The sequence below is a fragment of the Opitutaceae bacterium TAV5 genome (assembly GCA_000242935.3).
GTDB lineage: Bacteria > Verrucomicrobiota > Verrucomicrobiia > Opitutales > Opitutaceae > Geminisphaera.
In genome coordinates this window covers 5,721,841-5,746,247 of the sequence record CP007053.1, presented here as the reverse complement: position 1 = coordinate 5,746,247, position 24,407 = coordinate 5,721,841, and the positions used below count along the sequence as shown (strand labels likewise).

21 protein-coding genes are annotated in these 24,407 nt (G+C 62.1%); 8 read left to right on the top strand and 13 right to left on the bottom strand.

Annotated features, from left to right (window positions below; all coding sequences use genetic code 11):
• Window positions 1-109 precede the first annotated feature (109 nt).
• Both OPIT5_24325 and OPIT5_24320 read left to right on the top strand, forming a co-directional pair.
• Complete coding sequence (locus tag OPIT5_24325) at window positions 110-2,065, top strand: 3-hydroxypropionyl-CoA synthetase (protein AHF92850.1); 1,956 nt, start codon at window positions 110-112, stop codon at window positions 2,063-2,065.
• A gap of 138 nt (window positions 2,066-2,203) precedes the next feature.
• Window positions 2,204-3,190, top strand: coding sequence for a cysteine synthase (locus OPIT5_24320; protein AHF92849.1), 987 nt, complete (start codon window positions 2,204-2,206; stop codon window positions 3,188-3,190).
• 314 nt (window positions 3,191-3,504) lie between these two features.
• Here OPIT5_24320 and OPIT5_24315 read toward each other — a convergent pair whose 3' ends face one another.
• Window positions 3,505-5,100 (bottom strand): IMP cyclohydrolase, encoded by a 1,596-nt coding sequence (locus OPIT5_24315; GenBank protein AHF92848.1) that lies wholly within the window; start codon window positions 5,098-5,100, stop codon window positions 3,505-3,507.
• Between the two features lie 180 nt (window positions 5,101-5,280).
• Between OPIT5_24315 and OPIT5_24310 the strand changes: the two genes are divergently transcribed.
• Both OPIT5_24310 and OPIT5_24305 read left to right on the top strand, forming a co-directional pair.
• A complete protein-coding gene (locus OPIT5_24310) occupies window positions 5,281-5,493 on the top strand; it encodes a hypothetical protein (GenBank protein AHF92847.1) in 213 nt (70 codons plus the stop codon).
• The gene (locus OPIT5_24305) at window positions 5,493-5,753 is read left to right on the top strand and encodes a hypothetical protein (GenBank protein ID AHF92846.1); all 261 of its coding nucleotides are present in this window, start codon (window positions 5,493-5,495) and stop codon (window positions 5,751-5,753) included. The genes OPIT5_24310 and OPIT5_24305 overlap by 1 nt, the downstream gene beginning before the upstream one ends.
• A gap of 91 nt (window positions 5,754-5,844) precedes the next feature.
• Here OPIT5_24305 and OPIT5_24300 read toward each other — a convergent pair whose 3' ends face one another.
• The 5 genes from OPIT5_24300 to OPIT5_24280 all read right to left on the bottom strand — a co-directional run bounded on the left by OPIT5_24300 (window position 5,845) and on the right by OPIT5_24280 (window position 12,221).
• Entirely contained in the window at window positions 5,845-6,963 is a 1,119-nt protein-coding gene (locus tag OPIT5_24300) for a hypothetical protein (protein ID AHF92845.1), read from the bottom strand.
• Between the two features lie 48 nt (window positions 6,964-7,011).
• Window positions 7,012-9,309 (bottom strand): hypothetical protein, encoded by a 2,298-nt coding sequence (locus OPIT5_24295; GenBank protein AHF94733.1) that lies wholly within the window; start codon window positions 9,307-9,309, stop codon window positions 7,012-7,014.
• A 10-nt stretch (window positions 9,310-9,319) separates the two neighbouring features.
• Entirely contained in the window at window positions 9,320-10,063 is a 744-nt protein-coding gene (locus OPIT5_24290) for an N-terminal cleavage protein (GenBank protein AHF92844.1), read from the bottom strand.
• Window positions 10,064-10,216: 153 nt separating this feature from the next.
• The gene (locus tag OPIT5_24285) at window positions 10,217-11,080 is read right to left on the bottom strand and encodes a hypothetical protein (protein AHF94732.1); all 864 of its coding nucleotides are present in this window, start codon (window positions 11,078-11,080) and stop codon (window positions 10,217-10,219) included.
• Window positions 11,081-11,144: 64 nt separating this feature from the next.
• The gene (locus tag OPIT5_24280; GenBank protein ID AHF92843.1) at window positions 11,145-12,221 is read right to left on the bottom strand and encodes an alanine racemase; all 1,077 of its coding nucleotides are present in this window, start codon (window positions 12,219-12,221) and stop codon (window positions 11,145-11,147) included.
• A gap of 234 nt (window positions 12,222-12,455) precedes the next feature.
• Between OPIT5_24280 and OPIT5_24275 the strand changes: the two genes are divergently transcribed.
• Window positions 12,456-14,096, top strand: a complete 1,641-nt coding sequence (locus OPIT5_24275) for a peptide chain release factor 3 (GenBank protein AHF92842.1) — start codon at window positions 12,456-12,458, stop codon at window positions 14,094-14,096.
• Window positions 14,097-14,305: 209 nt separating this feature from the next.
• Here OPIT5_24275 and OPIT5_24270 read toward each other — a convergent pair whose 3' ends face one another.
• Window positions 14,306-15,292: a glycosyl transferase family 2 gene (locus tag OPIT5_24270; protein AHF92841.1), complete on the bottom strand. Its 987-nt coding sequence runs from the start codon at window positions 15,290-15,292 to the stop codon at window positions 14,306-14,308.
• A 121-nt stretch (window positions 15,293-15,413) separates the two neighbouring features.
• On the opposite strand from OPIT5_24270, the gene OPIT5_24265 reads away from it, so the two are divergent.
• On the top strand, window positions 15,414-15,596 hold the full coding sequence (locus OPIT5_24265) for a hypothetical protein (GenBank protein AHF92840.1): 183 nt from the start codon (window positions 15,414-15,416) through the stop codon (window positions 15,594-15,596).
• A gap of 279 nt (window positions 15,597-15,875) precedes the next feature.
• On the opposite strand, the gene OPIT5_24260 is transcribed toward OPIT5_24265, so the two are convergent.
• Complete coding sequence (locus OPIT5_24260; protein ID AHF92839.1) at window positions 15,876-16,652, bottom strand: AraC family transcriptional regulator; 777 nt, start codon at window positions 16,650-16,652, stop codon at window positions 15,876-15,878.
• Window positions 16,653-16,900: 248 nt separating this feature from the next.
• On the opposite strand from OPIT5_24260, the gene OPIT5_24255 reads away from it, so the two are divergent.
• On the top strand, window positions 16,901-18,055 hold the full coding sequence (locus OPIT5_24255) for an oxidoreductase (GenBank protein AHF92838.1): 1,155 nt from the start codon (window positions 16,901-16,903) through the stop codon (window positions 18,053-18,055).
• A gap of 164 nt (window positions 18,056-18,219) precedes the next feature.
• Here OPIT5_24255 and OPIT5_24250 read toward each other — a convergent pair whose 3' ends face one another.
• Both OPIT5_24250 and OPIT5_24245 read right to left on the bottom strand, forming a co-directional pair.
• Window positions 18,220-19,023 (bottom strand): endo-1,4-beta-xylanase, encoded by an 804-nt coding sequence (locus tag OPIT5_24250; GenBank protein ID AHF92837.1) that lies wholly within the window; start codon window positions 19,021-19,023, stop codon window positions 18,220-18,222.
• A gap of 119 nt (window positions 19,024-19,142) precedes the next feature.
• Window positions 19,143-19,643: a MarR family transcriptional regulator gene (locus tag OPIT5_24245; protein AHF92836.1), complete on the bottom strand. Its 501-nt coding sequence runs from the start codon at window positions 19,641-19,643 to the stop codon at window positions 19,143-19,145.
• Window positions 19,644-19,768: 125 nt separating this feature from the next.
• Between OPIT5_24245 and OPIT5_24240 the strand changes: the two genes are divergently transcribed.
• The gene (locus tag OPIT5_24240; GenBank protein ID AHF92835.1) at window positions 19,769-20,434 is read left to right on the top strand and encodes an O-methyltransferase; all 666 of its coding nucleotides are present in this window, start codon (window positions 19,769-19,771) and stop codon (window positions 20,432-20,434) included.
• Between the two features lie 98 nt (window positions 20,435-20,532).
• Here OPIT5_24240 and OPIT5_24235 read toward each other — a convergent pair whose 3' ends face one another.
• The 3 genes from OPIT5_24235 to OPIT5_24225 form a co-directional block, all read right to left on the bottom strand.
• Window positions 20,533-21,402: a hypothetical protein gene (locus OPIT5_24235; GenBank protein ID AHF92834.1), complete on the bottom strand. Its 870-nt coding sequence runs from the start codon at window positions 21,400-21,402 to the stop codon at window positions 20,533-20,535.
• Window positions 21,403-21,576: 174 nt separating this feature from the next.
• Window positions 21,577-23,271: an ABC transporter permease gene (locus tag OPIT5_24230; protein AHF92833.1), complete on the bottom strand. Its 1,695-nt coding sequence runs from the start codon at window positions 23,269-23,271 to the stop codon at window positions 21,577-21,579.
• Window positions 23,272-23,566: 295 nt separating this feature from the next.
• The gene (locus tag OPIT5_24225) at window positions 23,567-24,283 is read right to left on the bottom strand and encodes a hypothetical protein (protein ID AHF92832.1); all 717 of its coding nucleotides are present in this window, start codon (window positions 24,281-24,283) and stop codon (window positions 23,567-23,569) included.
• Window positions 24,284-24,407 lie beyond the last annotated feature (124 nt).

Sequence of the window (24,407 nt, the reverse complement as noted above, 5' to 3'; positions counted from 1 at the left end):
GCTTACGGATCTTGACGATGAAAACATCGCTCGGGATAAGGCCTGCGCTCCGGAAAACGCTCACCCGCTTGCGGGCGAGTACACCTTAAACCTCACGACTACCACTTACGTGACCGACCAAACGATTACCTCAGTTTCCCGTGAAAAACGGGTTTTCAAGCCGCTGGCCGACTTTCAACGCCAAGCAAATCTTGGCTCGATGGCCGCCTATAAGAAACTTTACGCGGAGTCTGTCAACTCCCCGGAAAACTTTTGGAAACGGCAGGCCAGCGAACACCTGGTCTGGCGCAAGCCCTTCAGGACCGTGCTTTCGTGGAAGCCCCCGCACGCAAAATGGTTCACCGGCGGCCGCCTCAATGTCTGCGAAAACTGCATCGACAAGCACCTCGGCACGGCGCGCGAAAACAAGGCCGCGCTGATCTTCGAGGGCGAACCGGGCGACGTGCGCACGATCACCTACAAACAGCTCCATTTCCATGTCTGCCGGCTGGCGCACATTTTTGAAAACATGGGTCTGGCTGCCGGCGACCGCGTGGCGATCTACATGCCGATGGTGCCGGAGGCCGTCATTGCCATGCTCGCCTGCGCCCGCGTCGGCGCCGTGCATACCGTCGTTTTCGGCGGTTTCAGCCCCGAAGCGCTGAAAGACCGCATCAACGACTGCAAGGCGAAGATCGTCATCACCGCCGACGGCGGCTGGCGGCGCGGCAAGATCGTCGAGCTCAAGGCCAACGTGGACAAGGCCGTCGAGGATACGCCGAGCGTGCAGACCGTGCTCGTCCTCAAACGCTGCGGCAACCCCGTGACCATGCACAACGGGCGCGACGTGTGGTGGCGCGAGGCCTGGGAAGGCGCGCCCAATTACCACAAGCCGAAGGCGTTCGATTCCGAGCACCCGCTCTTCATCCTCTACACCTCCGGCTCCACCGGAAAGCCGAAGGGCGTGCTCCACACGAGCGCCGGCTATCTGCTCGGCGCGAAGTTGAGCAGCCACTACGTATTCGATCTCAAGGACAACGACCGCTACTTCTGCACCGCCGACATCGGCTGGATCACCGGGCACAGCTACGTCGTCTACGGGCTCCTCTCCAACGGCTCCACGATCTTCCTCTACGAGGGCGCGCCCAACCAGCCCGAGCCCGACCGTTTCTGGCGGATGATCGACCGCCACGGTATCACCATTCTCTATACGGCGCCGACCGCCATCCGCGCCTTCATGCGCTGGGGCGACAACTACGTGCTCCGCAACCGGCTCGACTCGCTGCGCCTGCTCGGCTCCGTCGGCGAGCCGATCAACCCCGAGGCGTGGATGTGGTACCACAAGATGATCGGCAAGGGGCGTTGTCCGATTGTGGATACGTGGTGGCAGACGGAAACCGGCTCGATCATGATCACGCCGCTGCCCGGCGTCACGCCCTCGAAACCCGGCTCGGCCACGCTGCCGTTCTTCGGCGTCGTCCCGCGCGTCGTGGACGAAAAAGGCCACGAGGTGCCGCGCGACGCCGGCGGCAAGCTCGTCATCACCAAACCGTGGCCTTCGATGCTCCGCACGCTCTGGGGCGACGACGAACGCTTCCGCAAGACCTATTTCGGCGACTACGCCGCGCAGGGCTGGTACTTCACCGGCGATGGCGCGCGCCAGGACAAGGACGGCTATTTCTGGATCGTCGGCCGCATCGACGACGTGCTCAACATCTCCGGCCACCGCATCGGCACCGCCGAGGTCGAGAGCGCGCTCGTCTCGCACCCGGCCGTGGCCGAGGCCGCCGCCGTGGGCCGCCCCGACGAGCTCAAGGGCCAGTCGCTCGTCGTGTTCGTCACCCTCAAGACCGGCAACGAGGCGAGCGACGCGCTCAAGGAGACGCTCCGCAATCACGTCGGGAAAGAAATCGGCGCGCTCGCCAAACCCGACCAGGTGCGCTTCGCCGCCGGCCTGCCGAAAACACGTTCCGGAAAAATCATGCGCCGCATCCTGAAAGAGATCGCCGTTGGCGGCGCCGTGAAGGGTGACACCACCACCCTGGAAGACTTCAGCGTCGTGGCCGCCCTGCAAAACGAGGAATAAAGAACCCGGAAGCCAGGCCGGCCGGAGGGGCGAGCCGGATGTCGCCCCTCTTTTTTTCATGATTTTCCATTTGCCAGAAGCCCTCCACCTGCATCAATTCTTGGCAAGTTCACCAACATACCTAACTAAATTCCGAACATGGCCCGTATCTATAACAACATCACCGAGACCATCGGCAACACGCCGCTCGTCCGCCTCAACCGCACCGCCGCCGCTCACGGAGCCGGGGCCGAAATCCTCCTCAAGCTGGAGTTTTTCAACCCGCTGTCCTCGGTGAAAGACCGCATCGGCTTCGCCATGATCGACGAAGCCCTCAAATCCGGTCGCATCAACCAGGACACCGTCCTCATCGAGCCCACCTCCGGCAACACCGGCATCGCGCTGGCTTTCGTCGCCGCCGCCAAGGGCCTGAAACTCATCCTCACGATGCCCGAGACGATGTCGCTCGAACGCCGCAAGCTCCTGAAAGTGCTCGGCGCCAAGCTCGTTCTCACCGAGGGCGCCAAGGGCATGAAGGGTGCCATCGCCAAGGCCGAGGAGCTCAACAAACAAATCCCGAACAGCGTCGTGCTCCAGCAATTCGCCAATCCCGACAACCCGGCCATCCATCGCAAGACGACCGCCGAGGAAATCTGGCGCGACACCGACGGCGAGGTGGACATCGTCGTTTCCGGCATCGGCACCGGCGGCACCATCACCGGCGTGGGCGAAGTGCTCAAGGAGCGCAAGCCCGGCGTGAAACTCGTCGCCGTCGAGCCGGCCGGTTCGCCCGTCCTTTCCGGCGGCAACCCCGGCCCGCACAAGCTGCAAGGCATCGGCGCCGGCTTCATCCCGTCCGTCCTCAACACGAAGATCATCGACGAGATCATCCAGGTGAAGGAAGACGACTCCGGACCGATCTCCAAACAGGTGAGCACGCTCGACGGCATTCCGGTCGGCATTTCGTCCGGCGCCGCCATCTGGGCTGCGCTCCAGCTCGCCAAGCGCCCGGAAAACAAGGGCAAGAAGATCGTCGTGATCGTGCCTTCCGCCGCCGAGCGCTACCTGTCTTCCTGGCTGTTTGCCGACGTCAACGTCGAGAGCGACAACATCGACTCCCTGATCGCTGCTCCCGCCAACGCCTGAGCGCGGCGGCAAGACACCCGAGCGACCTTCGGGAATCTGCTCTGCCATAACAAAAAACCCTTCCGGCACTCGAGGCCGGAAGGGTTTTTTGTGAAACGCTCCGAAAACCGCGTCGCGCCCGGAGCGGCGGCATTCCTGCCGCTGCATTGGCCGGACGGAGTTTTCGCGATACGGAGAACCGTACGTCAGGCGAAGCGGCTGCGATTTCGCACGGTTTTCCGTCTTCGGGGCGAGGCGCTGCCGCGCCTCGTCACAGCGGCAAGTACCGAGGCCGAAGGCCGACAGCTTGCCATGCCGCCGCTCCGTCGATCCCCTCAGTGTTTGAAATGCCGGATGCCGGTGAACACCATCGCCATGCCGCGTTCGTCGGCGGCCTTGATGACTTCCTCGTCGCGCACCGAACCGCCCGGCTGGATCGCCGCCGTGGCGCCTGCATCGGCCGCCGCAACGAGCCCGTCGGCAAACGGGAACAGCGCCTCGCTCACCACCACGGAACCGTGCAGATCGAGCTTCGCCTCGCCGGCCTTCCAGACCGCGATCCGCGAACTGTCCACCCGCGCCATCTGGCCCGCACCCACGCCGAGCGTGCGCTCGCCGCGACAGTAGACGATGGCGTTGGACTTGACGTGCTTGCACACGCGCCAGCCGAAAAGCATCGTCGCCCATTCCTCGGCGGTGGGCTGACGTTTCGTGACGACCTTGAAGTCGGCCGGGTTGCCGAGCTTGATGTTGCGATCCTGCACGAGCAGGCCGCCGACCACGGAACGCACATCCTGGAGCGAATCGGCGCCGAGTCCTTCCTTCGCAATCATCAGGCGCAGGTTTTTCTTTTTGGCAAAGATCGCCAGCGCCGCATCCGTGAACCGCGGAGCGATGATGACCTCCGTAAAGATGTCCTTGATCTGCTCGGCCACATCGGTGTCGAGCGTGCGGTTGACCACGATGATGCCGCCGAAGGGCGCCTGCTTGTCGGTCTCGAAGGCGGCGTGCCACGCCTCGAGCAACGTATCCGCGCTGGCCACGCCACACGGGTTGGTGTGCTTCAGGATCGCGACGGTCGGCTTTTCGAATTCGCCGATCAGGTACGTCGCCGAGGTGATGTCCAGGATGTTGTTATACGAAAGCTCCTTGCCCTGGAGTTGCTGGAAATGGTCGTGGAACGTGCCATAGAGCGCGGCCTGCTGGTGCGGGTTTTCGCCGTAGCGGAGCGACTGTGCTTTTTTGTAGCTGAGCGAAAACTGTTCCGGGAACCCGCCGAGCGCGGCGAGGTCGGGCGCGTCCGCCGCCTCGGCTTCGGCCGCGGCGAGTTGTTTTTCGAGGTATGCGGCGATGGCCGTGTCGTAGCTGCCGGTGCGCTGGAAAACTTTCAGGGCGAGCTTGCGGCGAAGCGCGGCAAGCGCGGTCTGTCCGGTAGCGTCGCCCTTGTCCGCAGCGGAAAACGCAGCGAGCACGCCCGTGTAATCATCGGGATCACACACCACGGTGACGCTCTCGTGGTTTTTCGCCGCGCTGCGCAGCATGGAGGGGCCGCCGATGTCGATGTTTTCGATGGCTTCCTCGAACTCGACGTGCGGCTTCGCCACGGTCTGCTCGAACGGATAAAGGTTCACGACGACGAGGTCGATCAGGTCGATGCCGTGCTGGCTGGCGGCGGCGAGGTGATCGGCCTTGTCGCGACGGCAGAGGAGCCCGCCGTGGATTTTGGGATGCAGGGTCTTGACGCGACCCTCCATCATTTCAGGAAAGCCGGTGTGCTGGCTGACTTCGGTAACGGGCAACCCCTTCTCTGCGAGGAGCTTTGCGGTGCCGCCGGTCGAGAGCAGCTTGTAGCCGTGCTGTTTTACGAGAGCGGTGGCGAAGTCCGCCAGACCGCGTTTGTCACTCACCGAGAGAAGGGCCAGCTTTTGCATGGATAGTTTTTACGGTTAATAACGGTTAACAACCGAATGAAACCGTGTTTTCTGCGACTCCGCTCCCGCACTGGCAAGCCTGCATGCCACGTGTGTTCGCGCATCGGCGTACGCACATACTCCTCTCCGGTGGCAAAGCCCCTGCTTGAAAGAAGCCAAAAGATCTCCATATTGAGAATCATGTCCGTTGCTGAAATCAAAGCAGAAAGCCAACACTTGACCCCATCGGAAACCTTGCATCTGGCCGCGTGGTTCAAGGCTTTGTCGCAGCACAATACCCCGTCCCGGCTCGCAGAACTCGACGCGATCTGGCACGACATGGAGCAGGGTCACAAGATGAGCCTTGATGAGGTGCGCAATCTGGTCTCCTCACTCGAGAAATCAGGAGCCTGATGCCACCCGGTTACGATTTCAGCCTGTCCTCGAAGGCCATTCGTTCGTTGCTTGGAGCATCGACGCGCTGGCGCCGCATGACAATGGATGCGATCGAGCAACTGGCGGGAAACCCGTTTGCAGAGGCCGACCTGAAGGAATCTTCCTCCGAAGGACGGACCTATCCCGTGGTTGTGCGTGAAAACATCATCATCACCTACTGGGTGGATCATGGCGCCCGGATTGTTCACGTCATGCTCATCGAGTTCGTGAAGGACTGAGGCACTTTTGCAGGATTCGAACAATTTCGAATAAAACGGGATCGGAAAATCGGATCGTTTTTTGGCTCCGCAGAGAAACGGCCCGTTTGCTTCAATTCGGCGTGCGAGTCCGCCGGGCAAGGCCGGAGCCATCTGCAATGCGAACAGGGATGATAACATTCCAGGTTGCCGTCGCTCCGGCCCAACCGTCGTGACCATTCGAAACGGCTGCGCAGAGGTGTGTGATGCGGGTCCCGTTGTTGTGGTCCATCAGCAAAAAAGGACGCTCGATGTTTCCCATTTTTGTCATTTGCACGCTCTCGCTCGCCTTCTTGCCAGAAATCGCCAACGGGATTTCCAATCTCCAGGCAACTCGTGGCATGCCGGGCATCCAGTGAAGCGCGTCTTTCGAACACATATAAGCGCCGCCTCCCTTCACTCCATTGGCGGACCATGTCCCGTGCATATCCTTGGCGACCATCCTGAACCCACTGCCGTCCGAAGCATCCTGCCATAAAAACGGATCCTCGATTTCCCGTGAACTTCCGCCATCAAAAACCGGTTTGTCACCGATAACCGAATACGGACCAAGTGGCCCGGGAGCGGTAGCAACACCGATGCTCATGCGCCCGTTAGTGTGCCCCTCCCAAGCACGTGCCTTGAACAACATTGTCACCTGTCCACTCTCGTGAATCCAGGGAGCCGGGTTGGAGGTGAGAAAGCTGTAAAACGTTCCCGGCCGGGTTGGCAGAAGCGGCGCATCCTGCCGATGCCATGGACCCTCAAGGTTGTCCGCCCATGCGACACCAATCCGCTTCATCGAACGGGCAACGATCACACGCGGGTCTTCGATCGACAAGGTGCGTTCGCCTTCTTCGGACCGCACGTCCTTCAGCGGATGCGTGCTGCCCATATAGAACAAAAAATAACGTCCCTCGAAAAACCGGATCGTCGGATTGTGCGTTGTGCAACCATCCCAGTATTCCGGGCCACGTGCAGCCAGCACCACTTGTTTGAACGTGTAAGGTCCCTCCGGCTTGGCCGCTTCCGCTCTGACCACCTCCGAGCGCACCAGCCATCCCGGATGAAAGGGCAGCCACTTTGGCCAGCGCGAGGCAAACATGTGCCAGCGGCCATCCGGACCACGAATCACCGACGGATCCCACACCCAATAGTCTTCCATGCGGAAGCCATTTTCTGCCCTGATCGGTTCGAACTGGAACAATTGCATATCTAAATTCAGGAAAACAAATCCTGCAGCCCTTTCGCTTGCGTACGATCAAGGGATCCAGACGCGGTCATTATCCAAGGCGTTTTTCAGATTCAGCTGTGAACCGTCCAAAAGACCGGTTCCCGTCACGCCCGAGCGAAGCCCGGCCGGATCGACCATAGCCGGACCATCTTCGACGCTGACAAACCAGCCGGTTGGCCGCTTCAACAGTGAAATCGCAATCGCTTTCGCCGCTGCCGCTCGTGCGATGGTCTGACCATTCCACGAGATTTCAGTCCCCTGAAACATCGCGCCGACCAATGCTCCTTTTTCAATCACTGCACAATGAATTCGACCCGGAGTTGCTCCAACGAAACCAACTTGGTTGGCGCCAACCCCGACTCGCCGGACGGCGGATTTTCCGGATTCCTTTCTGTCGAGCACGACCACATAATCCCGCTCGCCATCCCGGAACTGCAATACGCCACCCGCATCGTCCTGCTCCAGCAAAATGCTCTTTTGCAGTTTTTCCCAGCGAACCGCGTCGCCATCGCAACAAAGCAGCGCCCAGCGCCGTCCACCAGCCACGAGCGGGATTTCCGCTTGGGAAAGCGGCATCGTGGGAGAAGCATGGCGTTGCCCTCCATCAACCCATATCCTCATTCGTTCGTTGGCCAAGTAAGCCTTTCGATTGGCAGCCACGAGGCGCAGCATCCCTCCGTCCGCAGCGATCAGCGCCTGACGGCGCACATCGTTTCCGTTGATCAGCGTGCCATCGTCCCAAGCAAGCATCGGCCCATCCGTCGAAACCGCATTTTTAACAGGAACGGTCAGTGCATAACGCGGAGACGTTATCCGCGAGAGCTCCCCGTCCGCCTCCAATATCAAAAGCACCATATCCCCGAGCACGGCGAACCGCTGCGTCACGAGTGCCCGGTTTTCCCCGTCGGAGGGACGAACCGATTGCGACAAATGGTATTGGCTGCCGAAATACCCGGCCTGCATTTCCGTCAGCAAACGCAGCGGAGCACCGTTGACGTTGTCTGCATCGTCCTCCCCGCCCTGCCATACACGCGGGAAACCGTATTCGGCATCGGCCCACACGAACACGCGCCCCCCTTTCCCGATGTAACGCAGGCCACCCGCATTGAACTGCTTCGGAGCGACCGCGAGATTACGCTTTTTTTTCGGGTAATCCGGATGCTGTCGGCTGATGTCAGCGAACATCGCGACCAGCGTATTCTCGCTTGTGATAAATGTTTTTTCGTCCGTGGATGCGGCCCATTGGAACTCGCTCCGGTGCATGGTCAACTCTGCCTGTCCTCCCCAGCCCGGCGGCACCGCCTCCAGCGGCATGTTTTCCAGAAGCCCGGCGTTGCGTTTCACGCCCCGGTAAAAAGTCATGGTCGGCGTATCGAACAACCAGAACCGGCTCTTCATGCCTCGCACATCTTCAAAAGTCTGGCGCACACCCCACGCCAGATACGGATCGCCCACCCTTCCTGTCATCGAACTCGCCCGCGACGCTACCGGCCGCGACAGCATGGACAGATTGCTCTCCGAGCGCATCGCCTCAAGGTTCAGTCCCTGGGTTGCCAGAGGACGCATCAACAAATCCATCACACGTCGTTTTTGACCGGCACTCAGATTATCCCACTGCAAATCCGCCGCCATTGCGAAAGACGACTCGCCCACTCCCTGGTAGCTGATGTCCACCCCGCCCTCGGTCCAGAATGGTCCGGAACTGGCATTCAGGATCTGGAGCAGCTTGAGATGCCCCCATCCCCTGATTTCGGGATTGTCCAGCAATTCGCCTGCCAGTGAAAGCGCCGCGGCGGCGACGGCGTCCTGGTTGCAGGCTCGCAAGTCGTCGTCCTTCACCAGGCTCGTTCCGCTGCGGCTCAGACCGACACACAGACGGCGCAACTTCGCTTCCATGTCTGTCGCTACCGCTGGTTCCAGCACAGCCCGCCCCTCTTCGAGCGTGAGCGCAAAAGTCAACGCGATGCACGCTTGCGTCATGTAGCTTCCGGGATTCCAGAAACATCCGGCCTCCTCGTTCCAGTCCGGCAAGATGTAACGATAATGTGAATACACATGGTCCATGCGGCTCTTGTCACCCGTGGCAACCGTATATGCAGTTGTCATGTACATCTGCGTGCTGGCATGGACGCCGTTGTCGGTTTTCCAGTGATCGCCCTGCCAATAGTTGTCACCCTCTTTCACTCCGTTGGTCCAAAACTCCTTCATCGAAACAACAGGGAAGGAGTTGGCAGTGGCGCTGGTCGAGGCATGTGTAAAAGGCAGAAGGGAAAGGCTTGTGCCGGAGAGGCACGATAACATCAGCAGTCGGGTCATTTTTCGCATAACTACTCCATCAATTTTCGTGGAATCGGCTCCACATCCCCTTGGGAATGTCGAGAGTGCCACCACCGATTGTTTCTTCCGGGCGATATGATTTCACATGCCCGTCAACGAACAGGTAACTGAAGCGTCCGTCGTGAAGGCGTGATCCGACTCCGGCATCGAGTTGCGTTCTGGGCCGGTCGATCACGCTGGCGGCGGAACCACCGAAATAGCTGTCGGAACCGTCTCCGGTAGCGCTGGCGTGACTGAGTTCCGCAGCAAGCAGCAGACGGCCAGGCGAATCCACTTCGGTTATCCTGAAGATGCGCGGCGACTGGGTGGAGTTGCTGGAGGTGTCAATGACGCCTTTGATACCCGAGTTGTTAGCTCGTACCAAAGAATAAGTGCGGCGAACCCGGGTAGCAGGTGAAATCGGTGGCAAATGATCATTGGGACACGCCAGCACTGCGGCGGCCTTCCCGCCATCCGGGTCAGTGATGTTCATGTAAGGGGCGATCAGTTTGTCCCAAGGTGAATGACCCGTCCAATAGCCGTAGGGCAACCGCCCTTTGTTATCGGCTATGTATTGGTGAACAGCCACGCCGATCTGACGCATGTTCGACAGGCACCGGCTTTTCCTCGCAGTCGCCAGGGCTCCGCGAATCGAGACCAGAACGATTGCCGAAAGGATGCCGATAATGGTCACAACGACAATCAGCTCGATGAGGGTGAATCCTTTCCGCTCACTCCGGGAGGGAACGTATTTTCGGGGCATGACAGAACAGGGTTGAGGTTAAACGTTGCAGGAACTGGTGACCGGCTGACTGACCGGCGGTCGCGTCGTGTGCCCTGTGTCGATCCCGGGGCGAAACACTCCCGGACTGGCACCGGCATGGTCACCATACCTGTATCATCTTTTATTCGGAAATCATTTTCTGAAATTTACCCGGGCGAGCACCGCTGCCGCCAGCACCACCAGCGTAAGGGCCATCCCCGCAGACGATGGTTCGGGAATGGCAATCAGGGAGAGACTTATGCTGTCCAGGGACACCGGAATCCAGTTCTCGTTGGCTTGTTCACGCGCGGTCAGGAGTATGCCGGCTCCGCGGCTTGCATCAGTCGCATTGGCCCGGAAATCAAATGCGCTGCCTCCGACAGAGTTGAGTTGCTGCACGCCGTTGACTGTCAGCGTATAGGTGTTCGTTGAAAAATTGACTTCTCCGGAAATCGTTACCCAAGCGCCTTCCAATGCGAGGAAAGTAGCCCCGAGTGAATCCTTCGCGGCAATGGTATAGGTGGTTCCGCTCCCGTAATTGACCCTTCCATTGGACATTATCTCGACCTGAATCACAGGGCCGCTGGCCGTCCCGATACCGAAACGAAGGAGTGCAAGATTTGCGCGAGGAGTGTCATCCAGCCGGTACGTGAAACCGAAGGACAGGATGGATTTCGTACTGTTAAAATCACCACCGAGGTCAGCCGAAGATGATGCGAAAACATAGGAGCTGCCGCCGGAACCGGATTGGGTTGTCTGAAGCACCTGTCCATTGGCTCCGTTTTCGACAATAATCAGCGCGTTACCTGCGGCCGCACTTGTCCAGGTTGTTTGTCCCGATCCGGAGGGCTGGCCAACCAGTCGGCCGTCATCGCTGGCGCCTCCTGTGGTTGAGTAACCGGAACCGGCTTCAAAATCGATGACAATGGCGCGGGCGGCAGAGATCGCAAGTAATGCGGCAAGGGCCACGACAGCGGGGGCGGCAAACAGATTTCTGGTATACGATTTGATATGCATTTTGGGTGTTGGGTTTATTGGGTTGTTGGATCAATCGGAAAGCCGGTGACTCGTACAAAAAGCATCAGCGAACCGACGCTCGTTCGACCAGTCGCCCGCGCACGAGGTGGACGGCGGGGTCGCGACGTGCAGAAGGAACAGTGATCATGTCGAAAAGCTCCATCGCGGCGGCGCGAGCCACGGCGGTGAAGTCGAGGTCGAAGCTCGTTAACGGAGGAATCATCGCCTCACAGAGCGGCTCCATGTTGTCGAACCCCGCCACTGCCATGTCGGCAGGCACAGTCAGGCCGCGCGCGGCGAGGGCGTCGTAGAGGCCGCGCGCCATCCAGTCATTAGCGGTGAGGATGGCGGTGGGGCGTTGCTCGGTAGGAAGGGCGAGGAGTGGATCGAGCAGTGAAACCATATTCGGCGGCACCGATTCCGGCCGGGTACGATCACCTGGCCGATGCAACACATTCATTGTCACCAAGCCGGGCACAAATGCCTGCCTCTGCCGCAGGTAGCTCTCATAGCCGTGGAGACGTGCGATAAAAAAAGGGTGCAATGCGTCCGTGCAGAGGAAGGCAATACGGCGATGGCCTTTTTGCCAGAGGTAGTCAGCCATCATCCAGCCAGCACCCTGATTGTCTGGCGCAACTTGCGGAAAATGGACGGCAGGATTGTTGAGGCCGACGAAGACAACCGGAATGTCAAGCCGCTCTGTTTTCAGAAATTCGGGATCGGCACGCGTACAACGAATGAGTAGGCCGTCAACTTTGCGCTCGCGGACACAACGCGGCATGGTCTTGTCGTCGCCTGACAACTCGATCAACGAGTGAAAGCCTTTTTCCTGACACGCCTGCTCCACCCCCAACGTGTAGGCGGCGACAAGTGGATGATTGTTCCACGAAGGACCTGCCTCGGTATAAACCATCCCGATATTCCCTGTGCGCGAGACCGAGCCGACGCGGCGCGAGGCGAGGAGACCGGCGGAGTGGTTTTTCTGGTAACCGAGCTCCTCGATAGCGACCTGTACCTTCTTGAGATTTTCCGGGGCGATGTTCGTCGCGCCGTTCAGCACCCGACTCACCGTACCCACCGATACGCCGGCATTGCGGGCGACGTCCTGAACAGTGATCGTTGAACGAGGTGTTGATTTCATTGAAACGATTCAAAATCAGGCTCTGATAAATTCGTCAAGATCGTTTCCCGACAAATTTTTGTTCTCCGGCCAATCCGGTGGCATGCCTTCTTCCGAGGCCCTGCGCCGCCCGTCGCCCGCTTGCCCCGACAAATAAAACTTCCCCTCCCCTGCCCCGACCTGTTGCGTTGGCGGCTTTTCGTTTCGCATCTCCTTCCGCGCATCACGCCGCATTCGCCATCCCGCATTCCCGCCATGTCTCCCGCCCAGGAAATCGCCCGCCGCCGCACGTTCGCCATCATTTCGCATCCCGATGCCGGCAAGACCACCATCACGGAAAAATTCCTTCTCTACGGAAACGCCATCCACCTCGCCGGCACCGTCACCGCCCGCAAGAACCAGCGCGCCACCACCTCCGACTGGATGGAACTCGAAAAGCAGCGCGGCATCTCCGTCTCCTCCACTGTCCTCCAGTTCGACTACCAGGGCTACGCCGTCAACCTCCTCGACACCCCCGGCCACAAGGACTTTTCCGAAGACACCTACCGCGTGCTCACCGCCGTGGACGCCGCCCTCATGGTCATCGACGCCGCCAAGGGCATCGAGCCGCAGACGCGCAAGCTCTTCGAGGTCTGCCGCCGCCGCGGCGTGCCCATCATGACCTTCATGAACAAGTGCGACCGCCCCACGATCAACCCGCTCGAGCTCATCGACGAACTCGAGCGCGTCCTCGGCCTCGCCCCCTGCCCGCTCACCTGGCCGCTCGGCAACGGTCCGTCCTTCCGCGGCGTCTTCGATCGCCGCAGCAAACAAGTCCACCTCTTCGAACGCGTCCCCGGCGGCGCGTACCAGGCCCCCGTCAACGTCACCGGCCTCGACGACCCCGCCGTGCGCAGCAAGCTCGACGACTACACGTACGGTGAAGTTGCCGAACAGATCGAGATGCTCGACGGCGCCAGCGCCGAATTCGACCTCGCCGCCATTCACGCCGGCAAACAGACCCCCGTCTTCTTCGGCTCCGCGATCAACAACTTCGGCGTGCAGCTCCTGCTCGAAGGGTTTTTGAAAAACTCCATCCCGCCCACCACGCGGCGCTCCGTCAGCGTATCCGTTCCCGGATTACCGGCGCCGACCGAGGCGCGCGAAGTGCCCGTCACCTGCGAAAAATTTTCCGGCTTCGTCTTCAAGATCCAGGCCAACATGGACCCGAAGCACCGCGACCGCATCGCCTTCATCCGCGTATGCTCCGGCAAGTTCACCCGCGACATGGTCGTCACCCACCAGCGCACCGGCAAAAGCGTGCGCCTCTCCTCCTCGCACAAGCTCTTCGGCCAGGAACGCGAGACCGTGGACGAAGCCTGGCCGGGCGACGTCATCGGCCTCGTCGGCCACAGCGAATTCGGCATCGGCGACACCCTCACCGAGGATCGCAGCATTTTTTACGACGAAATCCCCCGCTTCCCCTCCGAGGTGTTCGCGTACATCTCCAATCCCGTCTCGGCCGACGCCAAGAAATACCGCGCCGGCCTCGAACAGCTCCTCCAGGAGGGCGTCGTCCAGTCGTTCCAGCCGCGCAACGCTCCCCCCGGAGCCACGCTTCTCGCGGCGGTCGGTCCGCTCCAGTTCGAGGTCGTGCAATATCGCCTGAAAAGTGAATACAACGCCGACTCCCGCCTCGAAACCGCTCCCTGGACGCTCATGCGCTGGGTCGAGCCGCATCCGGCGCTGGAAAATCCCAACGCCATCGTCGTGGCCAGCGGCGTGAGCTTCGGCGCCGACAAGTTCGGGCACCCCATCGTCCTCTTCCCCAACGAATGGAGCATGCACTATTTCGTAGAGAAAAACCCGGAACTGATCCTTCACGAGCTCCCGATCGAACAGACGTGGCCAGCGTAGCCGCGCCGTCGAAACACGGACGGGAAAGCTCCTGCCACATGGGAGCGGCGGTCTCCAGACCGCTGGACGACGCGCAGCGTCGCACGGTTCGGAGGCGAGGCGTGTTGCGCCTCGTCACAGCGGCAGGTACCGAGGCCGAAGGCCGACAGCTTGCCATGCCGCCGCTCCCACGAAGCGGCTGAAAGCCCGCGCGATGCCACGCCGTGCCGTCACGCCATCACTCCATCACCCCTTCCGCCTCCGGTGAACGGCTTCCAGTTGTGCCGGAAGTACATTGCCCGCGACCCTTCCACGTAATGGTGCAACGTCGCCGCGCAGGCTTTCGCCTCCGGCAGCTCCGGGCGCACCACGTAATCCTCCGCCTCGAGTTGCACCGGCTGCCGGTGGGCGAGCAACATCGTCACGAGCGCCTGCGTCAGGCGCGGGCTCGACCCGTGCCGCAGCAAAAGCGACGACGCCCAGGTCTCCACCGCGCTCCATGGCACCCGGTTCGAGTTGAACCCCATGATGCCGACGTTGATCCGGAGCGGGAGCTCGGCCCCGGCCAGTTCGTCGAGCACCTCGCGCGGATAACCGTACTCGTCCGCCGGATCGGTCAACACCAGCGGACGCGAGGGTGCCTCCAGCCAGTGCAGCACCGTCTCCGGTTTCCGGAAAAACAGCATGTCAGAATCGAGCACCAGGTTCCAGCCGGGCCGCACGGCATGCACGTCCACGAGCTTCCGCAGGTGTTTGTAGACCCTCCGGTGCCCGCGCAGCGCCGGGAACTCGCCAGACGGAAAACGGCGCTCCAGATCACGACGAATCTCCGGCGGCGAAAAAATCCTGACCCCGGGAAAACGCGAGGACACCACTGCCGTATAGTCGCCGAGCGAACCGTCATCGACGATACAGACCGGAAGCCGCTCCGTTCCCGCCTGCCGCAACAGCGAGTGCAGGCAAAAAATCGTCTGCGCATAAAACCCCGCCCCCGTCAGCATGGCGATCGCCGGTTCGTCTCCCTCCGGAGCCCGCACGGGGAGAGGCTCCATTTCCGCCGCCGCGCGCTGCATCGCCCGCCGCCCCCGCCGCGTGATCCACTGCTGGATCGGCCCTCCCTCGCGGATCGACTGGCGGATCAGCTCGAGCGGGCGCCGGATGCCGAGATAAAACAGTCTCCCGGGATCGGGAAAGGGTGAGTCGGTTTCGAGATTCATGACGGGAGGAGCCGTCCCGGCCGGACAATACGACGAAGCGCACAGCCGCTCCGGCGCCCGGCAGGCAACAGGTGTGGTAGATTTCTGATCCGGCGATTTACGAGAAAACCGGGCAGATGCAATGTCTTCCGTATTTTTGCAAATCCCGGGCGATCCCACCGGCCTGTTTCAGCAGACCGGTGCCGCCTGGCCTCCCTTCCCCCGTCCGGATTTTTTTACCACGAAGGACCTTGGGCGGCAGAGCCGCAATCGAAGGGACAGAAAGAATGGCCACGAAAAACACGAAAAGACACACTGCGCATGAAATCCTCCATCGCGCTTATAAGCGCGCGGGAGATTCCCGTCGGGCAGATGGGAATTTTGTGTTTTTTGTGGCCATCCCGGTTTGAATCCGGAACGCATCCGCACCGAGGGCAATCATGCGCTTTTGTGCACGATTTCTCAGGGTAGCCTTGCGAAGGGCGCGAAGAGATCGGGCTTTTTATTGTTCTTCGCATCCTTCGCGTCCTTCGCGGTAAAATGGCTCGGATCGGTTTTGGTGCAGCCAATCCAGGTCCCCCGTGTCACGCCAGCGCGCTCACGCTCACATCCGCCGCCAGACGCTCGGGGATTGTCCTGTCTGCTTCCGGAACCAGCGTGCGAAATAGTTCGGGTCCTCGAACCCCGCCCGCGTCGCCGCGCCCGCGATGCTCATCCCGACCACGCGCAAGGCTTCCTGCGCCGCCTGCAACCGTTCCTGGTCGCGCATCGCGCGCAGGCCGAGGCCATGCTCGCGCTTCAGCTTCCGGCTCAGCGCGTCGCGCACATAGCCCGCCCGCCGCGCCACCTCGCCGAGCGAGGGCGCTTCACGCAATTCGGCGCGCACCCGGTCCACCAGCGGCTCGCTCGTGGGCGGCGCCTCCGGCTGCTGGTGACGCGCCGGCTCCAGCAGCCGCGCGATCACCGCGATGATCGCCGGGTAGTCGGAGAGCGTCGGCCGCCCCTTGGTCGGCACGCGGGCCAGCAACCCGTGCAGTTCGTTGAGCGATTGTTGTGGCAGCCGCCGGTGCACCACCCGGCTGGCCGGACGCAGCGTCTCGTAGTCGAGCACGAGATTGAGCGGACGGCTGTTGCCCGTCAGCGCGAACCCGTGCGGCACCTCCGGCGGGATCACGAACAGGTCGCCCGCGCGCGCCTCGTAACGCCGCCCGCGCACGAGCTGCCCGCCCTCGCCCGACAGGTAGAGGATCAGTTGCGTGAACGGATGCGAATGCTCCGCCACCTCCGCCTCGCGGTGCCGGTTGAGCTGCAATTTGCGCAACACGAAACCGAGTGCCTGGATTTCGATTTTCTGGATGAGGATGGGACTCCAGCCGAGCATGGGAAACGGGAGGGTTTGGCGGGTTGACGAGATTCAGCGGACAGGTCGCGAGGATACAACCGGAAGGAGATCCACATTCGCAGCCAATTTCAAAATACCAACTTCCAACTTCTCCGGCCGGGGCCGGCAGTCGGTTTTGTGCTAGGGTGAATCGGAAACGTTCTAACTGCAAGCCGCCGTTTTCGCTACGCTGTCCGCCGGTTCCAGTTTCGATCCCCCGGCATCTCATCACCTCCTCCTTCCACCATATGACCACGCACAAAGTAGGCATCATCATGAACGGCGTCACCGGACGCATGGGCACCAACCAGCACTTGCTCCGCTCGATCAAGGCCATCATCGACCAGGGGGGCGTAAAGCTCTCCGACGGCGAGATCATCATGCCCGATCCGATCCTCGTCGGTCGCAGCGCCTCCAAACTCGCCGCCCTCGCCCTGCGCGCCGGTCTGCCCGAAGAGCGCATCACGACCGACCTCGACAAGGCGCTCGCCGATCCGGAAAACCAGGTCTACTTCGACTCCACCCTCACCGGCCAGCGCCCGGCCGGCGTCCGCAAGGCCATCGCCGCGAAGAAACACATCTACTGCGAAAAACCCACCGCCACGACCTCGAAGGAGGCCCTCGCGCTCTACAAGGAAGTCACCGCCGCCGGCCTCAAGAATGGCGTCGTCCAGGACAAGCTCTGGCTGCCCGGCCTCGTGAAGCTGAAGTACCTCATCGACACCGGCTTTTTCGGAAAAATTCTCTCCGTGCGCGGCGAGTTCGGCTACTGGGTTTTCACCGGCGAATACGAAAAGCTGCAACGCCCCTCGTGGAACTACCGCAAGGAAGAGGACGGCGGCATCATCGTGGACATGCTCTGCCACTGGCAGTACGTCATCCAGAACCTCTTCGGCGAGATCAAGAGCCTGTCCTGCCTCGGGGCCACGCACATCCCGCATCGCTGGGACGAAGCCGGCAAGAAGTACAAGTGCACCGCCGACGACTCCGCCTACGCGACCTTCGAACTCGAGAACGGGGTCATCTGCCACTTCAACTCCTCGTGGGCCGTGCGCGTCAACCGCGACGACCTGCTCACCCTCCAGGTGGACGGCACCCACGGCTCCGCCGTCGCCGGCCTCCGCGACTGCAAGGCCCAGGCGCTGGCCGCCACGCCGCGCTGCGTCTGGAATCCCGACATCGACAGCCCGGTCGACTACAAGGACGGCTGGACGCGCGTCCCCTCCAACGACACCTATGACAACGCCTTCAAGGTGCAATGGGAGCTGTTCCTGAAGCACGTCGTCAAGGGCGACCCGTTCCCCTGGAACCTGCTGCAAGGCGCCAAGGGCGTGCAACTCGCCGAACTCGGCCTCCAGTCCTGGGCCGATCGCAAGTGGATCGACGTGCCGAAACTCGGCTGAATCACGCTTCGCCAGAGCGGTTCAAATAAAGCTGTAGCCGTTTTTTAACCACGGATTTCACGGATTATCACGGATTCAAACCATGCCTTGCCGCTTCCTTCTTATCCGTGTGCATCCGTGATATCCGTGGTTCTGTTTTCAGGATCCTGTACGGCTGCAATTTTTTAAAAAAACCGGCGCTCGCGCAGCCAGAAGTCGAGGCAATCCGTCCACGGCGGCGCTTCCGGCCGCATGCCGAGCCCGTGCGGGCCATTTTCGAAAACGTGGAGCGCGAACGGCACGCCCGCCCGTCGCAGCGCGCCCGCAAACATGAACGAGTTTTCCACCGGCACCACCGGATCGTTGGCCGTATGCCACAAAAAGGTCGGCGGGGTTTGCGGCGTCACCTGCACTTCGTTGGAGAGTGACCAGACGAGGTCCGCGGGCGGATTTTCGCCGAGGAGGTTTTTCATCGAGCCGGTGTGCGCCGCATAGGTGCCGAACGAGATGACGGGATAGCACAGGATGCCCAGGTCAGGCCGCGAACTCTCGCGCTCCACCTCATCGGTTGCGCCGGCCTGCCCCGCATCGAAATGCGTGAGCAACGTCGAAGCGAGATGCCCGCCCGCCGAGCAGCCGATGATGGCGATCCGCGACGGATCGCGCCCCTCCGCTCGCGCCAGATGGCGCGTCCAGCGCAGCGCCCGCGCCACGTCCTGCAACATGACCGGGTGCCGGTAGCCGCGGGAACCAAGCCGGTAGGCCAGCACGAACGCAGTCACCCCGCGATCCGTAAACCAGGAGACATAGCCCTCGCCTTCGTGCGCCGCGAGGTTGCCATAGCCGCCGCCGGGCAGAATGAGGATCGTCGCGCCATTCGGCTTCGCGGCGGGATAACGCGTGAGCGTCGGAATATCGTGTGGCGCCGAGCCGAGTGCGCCGGGAGCGCCATCGGTCCAGAGCGGGAAACTGTCCGCGGGAGTTGTCATGACGGAATTGGAAAAGAGGAATCCGGAACGAGAACAAAAGAGAGGCCGGATGAGGAGCACGAAAACCGCGAAGCACCGCATTCCTGCCAGCGTTCCCCTCGAGGCGCAGGAGAGGGGGCCTAGGCGGATGCCGCGGGCCTGGGGGTGTCCGAATCGGATCCGAGATTGGTCCGGACGCGGTGCAGCAGAGCAATGAGCTGGCGACGTTCGGCCGCGTTCAGTCCCTTGACGGCCAGCCCGATGAGCTGGGCCACCCGGCGCCGCAACGACTCGTGGACGGCGTGGCCCTCGGCGGTCAGTTGCAGCCGCACGCTGCGTCGGTCCTTTTCGTCGTCCTTTCCCGTGAGGAGACCGTGCTCCTTGAGACTTTTGACGAGGCGGGCGAGCTGGCTCTTGTCACGCTCCATATAGGCGACCAGATCGGTCAGCGTGGCGCCGTCGTTGCGCGCGAGAAAACCGAGCAACCGCCCCTCCATGTGTGTCAGATCGAAGAGACCGTCGCGAAACGCTCGATACTGCTCCGCACGAAAGAGGTGCATGATGGCATGGATGGACTCGAATACCTCGAGACCATCGTTGGCGGATTTTTTGTTGACAAAGTCAACTGATCGACGACTCATGGTGGACACTGTCAACAATATCGTCCCGGCATGAAAGCCAAATCCGGCGTATCACCGGGGCGATCCCGCCCGCGGCCCTTCCGGCCACGGACGCATTCCCCATCGGTATGAACACGGCAAACATCATGAAATCCTGCATAAACACACCTCGCGTTCGCGAATTGCTCGACGCGCTCTACGCCGACGCTGCGCAAAACGATCCCCTGGTTCGTGATATCGCGCGCCAGGCCGGCGAGTTCTCCAGGACCGGAGGCTCCTTTTTGGGCGAGATGCGCAAGGCTTACAGCGCGGTGCCTCCGGAATTCGGCCGGTTGCTCTATGCCTTGGCGCGGGCAACCCGGGCGAGGACGGTGGTCGAGTTTGGCACCTCCTTCGGCGTGTCGACGATCCATCTGGCGGCGGCGATCCGCGACAACGGCGGCGGCCGGGTGATCACCACCGAGTTTGCTCCGGACAAGGCGGAGCGGGCGAAGAAAAACCTGACGGACGCCGGGTTGGCGGATCTGGTCGAGTTTCGCGTGGGCGATGCGTTGCAGACGCTGGCCGGGCCGGTCGGCGAGATCGACATGGTCTTTCTGGACGGCGCCAAGAACCTGTATTTCGACGTGCTCAAATTGCTGGAGCCGGGGCTGCGCAGCGGCGCGATCGTCGCGAGCGACAATACCGACCACGACGGCGTGGAGGCGTTTCTGGACTACATCCGCAATCCCGCCAACGGCTACACGACCTCGGCCATTTTCACCGCGAAACACGAGCATCGACACGGCCACGAGATCACGGTCCGCAATTGATGCGCCCGGCGGGGCATTCGCCCGTCACACGGCTGCGCTGCTCCCCGTATTGCGGAAACTCCGTCCGGCAAAGCAGCGACAGGAATGCCGCCGCTCCCTCACCCGGCCCTCTCTCTCCCCTTCCCTCGCCACTCCGCGATCAGCACGCCGATCACCAGCAAGACAAGGCTGACACCGAGTCGCCACGGGTTGGCTTTCTCGCCAAAAAACAGCAGCGAACACGCGATGCCGAGAGGCAGCTTGGCGTTGTTGAACACCGCCAGCGTCCCTGCATTGACGCGCACCACGCCGAGGTTCCACCAGAAGAAACACACGCCCGAAGCCAGTATCCCCAGATACGCCAGCACGCCCCACTGCTTCGGCGTCGGCCGGAACGCCCCCCAGTCCGCGCCAAACACCAGCGATGCCGCCAGCGCCGCAATCACCGCCCCCAGATAAAGCCAGGCGAACAGCGACGCGCCCGACACCTCCGCGCGGATCGCCGGCCGCGTGCGCTTGTACGCCACCTGCCCCGCGGCGAAACACAGGTTGGCTCCCTGCACCAGCGCGAAACCGGTCAGCAGGTCCGGCCCGCCCTCCCGCGTCCAGACCGCCACGCCCGCTCCGGCGACCGACACCGCCGCCGCGATCAGGTGGCGCGGCCGCAGCTTGTTGTCCAGGGCCGAGTCGAGCAACGCCACATAGATCGGGGTAAGGATCGTGAACAGCACCACCTGATAGGCCTCGATCCACACAAAGGCGCGCTGGTAAAGGACATACATCGCGCCAAACTCCATCGCCCCGATCACGGCCAACCAGGAGCCGGTCTGCCACCGCACCGCCTTCGGTTTCCAGACCGGTAAAAACACCACGAGAGCGAACGCCAGTCGCACCGCCGAAACCGCATCCGGATCGAGCCCCACGAGCTGCCCCTTGATCAGCCCGAAGGAAAACGCCCAGATCAGTGAAACGAGGAGTAGCCAGAACATGGTTAAGCGGAAAAGTCCTGTTCTTTACCAGCGGGGAATCCGGGAGCAAGCCCCGAGGCAGGCCCGGAGCGGCGGCGTCCCTGCCGCCGGGCGCGCGCCAGCGCGCCTGTCCGGTATGATGGCGGGACTGTCGTCCCGTCCGGCGGCAGGAATGCCGCCGCTCCGGGAAATCCCTCACACACGGAAAATCGCTCCCAGTTTTTTCCCCAGCAGCAGGCTCGCCCCCACGATCACCGCCGCGAGGAACGCCATCGCCCACACGCCCAGCGCGCTGGCGATGAACTGCCCGTCGCCGAGCAACTGGAACAGTTCGAGGATGGATTTGGTGATCGGATAAAACGCCTGCTTCTGCGCCAGTATCAGCGAATCGGATACCTCCAGCATCGCGAATGCGAACGCCAGCAGACCGCCCGCGATCAGGTTGGCCGCGATCAGCGGCAGCGTCACCTTGACAACGGACTTGAGCGGCGGGCAGCCGAGATTTTGCGCCGCCTCCTCGAGCGTCTCGCTCGCCTGCTGGAAACCCGCCACCGCCGAGCGCACCACGTACGGCAACCGGCGCACGGCGTACGCCACAATCAGCAGCACCGTCGGGTTTTCCACCGGATTCAGGAACGCGAAAAATCGCCCTTCCTGGCTCATCGCCAGGTAGCCGAACGCCAGGACGAGCCCCGGCACGGCCAGCGGCAGCATCGCCAGCAAATCCAGCACCTGCCGGCCCGCGATCCGCGAACGCACCACCACCCACGCGATCGTCACGCCGAGCACCAGATCGACGAGCGTGGAGAAGCTGGCGAATTTCAGGCTGTTGGCGATGGCCGGCACGGTCAGATCGTGCCCGAGCGCGAGCCGGAAATTTTCCAGCGTGTAGCGCTCGGGAAACACCGTGCCGAACCAGTCCTGCCCGAACGCCATCAAGACCACCCCGGCATGCGGCAGCATCGCCAGCGCCGTGACGCCGCCAAACGCCAGCGTGCAGGCCAGCGCTCCGGTCGCCGGCAACCGCCGCGCCCCGCCGCTGCTCGTGGCCTTCGCCATCATCGCGTGGCCCGCCCGCCCGAAAACGCCCTTGCCGACGGCGTAGATCAGCGTGCTCGCCACCAGCAGCACGCTCACCAGCGCATACGGAAACGGGTTGTTGCCGATGTTTTTCAGCCCGTCGAAAATCTGCACCGACGTCACCTGCGTGTAGTCGAAAATCAGCGGCACCCCGAGTTCGGTGAACGACCAGATGAACACGATCGTGCCGCCGGCGAAGAGGCCCGGCCGGATCAGCGGCAGCGTCACGCGGAAAAACCGCCGCCAGCCGGTGCAGCCGAGATTTTGCGCCGCCTCCTCCATCGCCGGGTCCACGTTGGCGAGCGCCGCCGCCGTGTTGAGGTACACGATCGGATAGAGCGAGAGCGCATTGACGGCGACGATCCCCCAGAACTGGTTCGCCGCAAACCAGTCGAACGTCCATCCCTCCGGTCGCACGCCGAGCTGGATGAGGAGGGCATTGAGCGCGCCATACTGGCCAAAAATCTGCCGGATGCCGATCGCTCCGACAAACGGCGGCAGGATCATCGGCACCAGCACGACGGCGCCGAGCAGTCCGCGCCCGGGAAACACAAACCGGTCCGAGATGAAGGCCAGCGGCACCCCGATCAGAAACGCCGCCGCCGTGGTCGCGCAGGCGAGCCGGAACGCATTGAAAAAACCTTCGAGGTAGACCGGATCGCGCAGCACCGCGCCGACGTAGCCGAGTGTGAAGCGGCCATCTGCATCGATGAAGCCGCCTTTCAGGATCTGAAAAACCGGCCAGACGAAAAAGGCCGCGAAAAACACCGCGGTCAGGAGAAAGACGAAACGCGCGAAGCGAGGCGACACGCCGCGGAGTCTGTCCCGCCCGGCCGCCGCCGCTCAAGCCCGGAAGTGAAGCGGACGCCCAGGCGGTTACGACCCGAAGCGATGCCGCCTGGAGCGGCGGCATTCCTGCCGCTGCGACGAGGCGCGACAGCGCCTCGCCCGGTGCCTCGCCGTCTCCATGGCCCACACCTCCCCCGATTACTCCAATCCGGCGATCTGGAGATCGCCGCTCCTTCACACTCCGCTCCGGAAACAGAAAAACCCGGATATGCTCCGGGTTTTTTTGCAAGGGATCAGGTTTTCGGGTCCTTCGACTTCAGGAAGAAGGGCTCACCGGAACCAGATCCTGGGGATGCGGGACGTCGTAATTGGCTACCCAGCGGCGAGTCGACTTGGGTGTGAGCAGCATGAGCCTGGAAGAGGTAAAGTCGTAGGTGCCGCCGATCAGGCTCAGTGTGCCGTTCTGGACGCGGGAACTGAGCGCCGGGCTCAGGGCGAGCAGGCGGGAGATGCCGGCCGAAGCGATTTCGGAGAGTGCCGCATCCAGCTGACGTGTCGACTTGCCGTACTGCTCCTCGAGCGCCTCGGTCGGGTGAACCAGGAACACACAAAGCGGAGCCCTGGATTGGGTCAGTTCATCGGCGATGCGCTGCGCATCGGCCTCGGTCAGGTTGTTCACATCCACGGGAACCGCGTGGACCGCGCCCGGCTGGGCGTCGACGATCTCGGAAACCGTGGGGGCCAGTTCGGCGCTGGTCACGATCAGGGCATCCACCCCCTTGGCCAGAGGAGAGGCAGCCGCGCTCTCGCCCTGGAATTTCGCGTACTTCGGACGGCCCGTCCGCATGCGATGATTACCGGCATTCAGCTTTCGCACCGCCTCGGAAGACAGTGCGCGGTAGGCCGTGTTTTCGTGGCCGCCGGCGGCCATGTTGGTGGCCACACCGGAGGAAGACGCCGAGTCATCGGCCTGCGCAAACGGAACCGAAAGGACTGCAACGGTAAGAATGGAGACGAGTCGGGTTAATTTCATGGCCCCATCTTGCCCGAAATTTCCGGGCCGCGGTAGTCAGGCAAACACCTGATATTTGAGGCTGTACGAATTTTTCCGTACTCGCCGGAACCACCCTGTTTCGCCATCCGGATAGCTGCCTGGA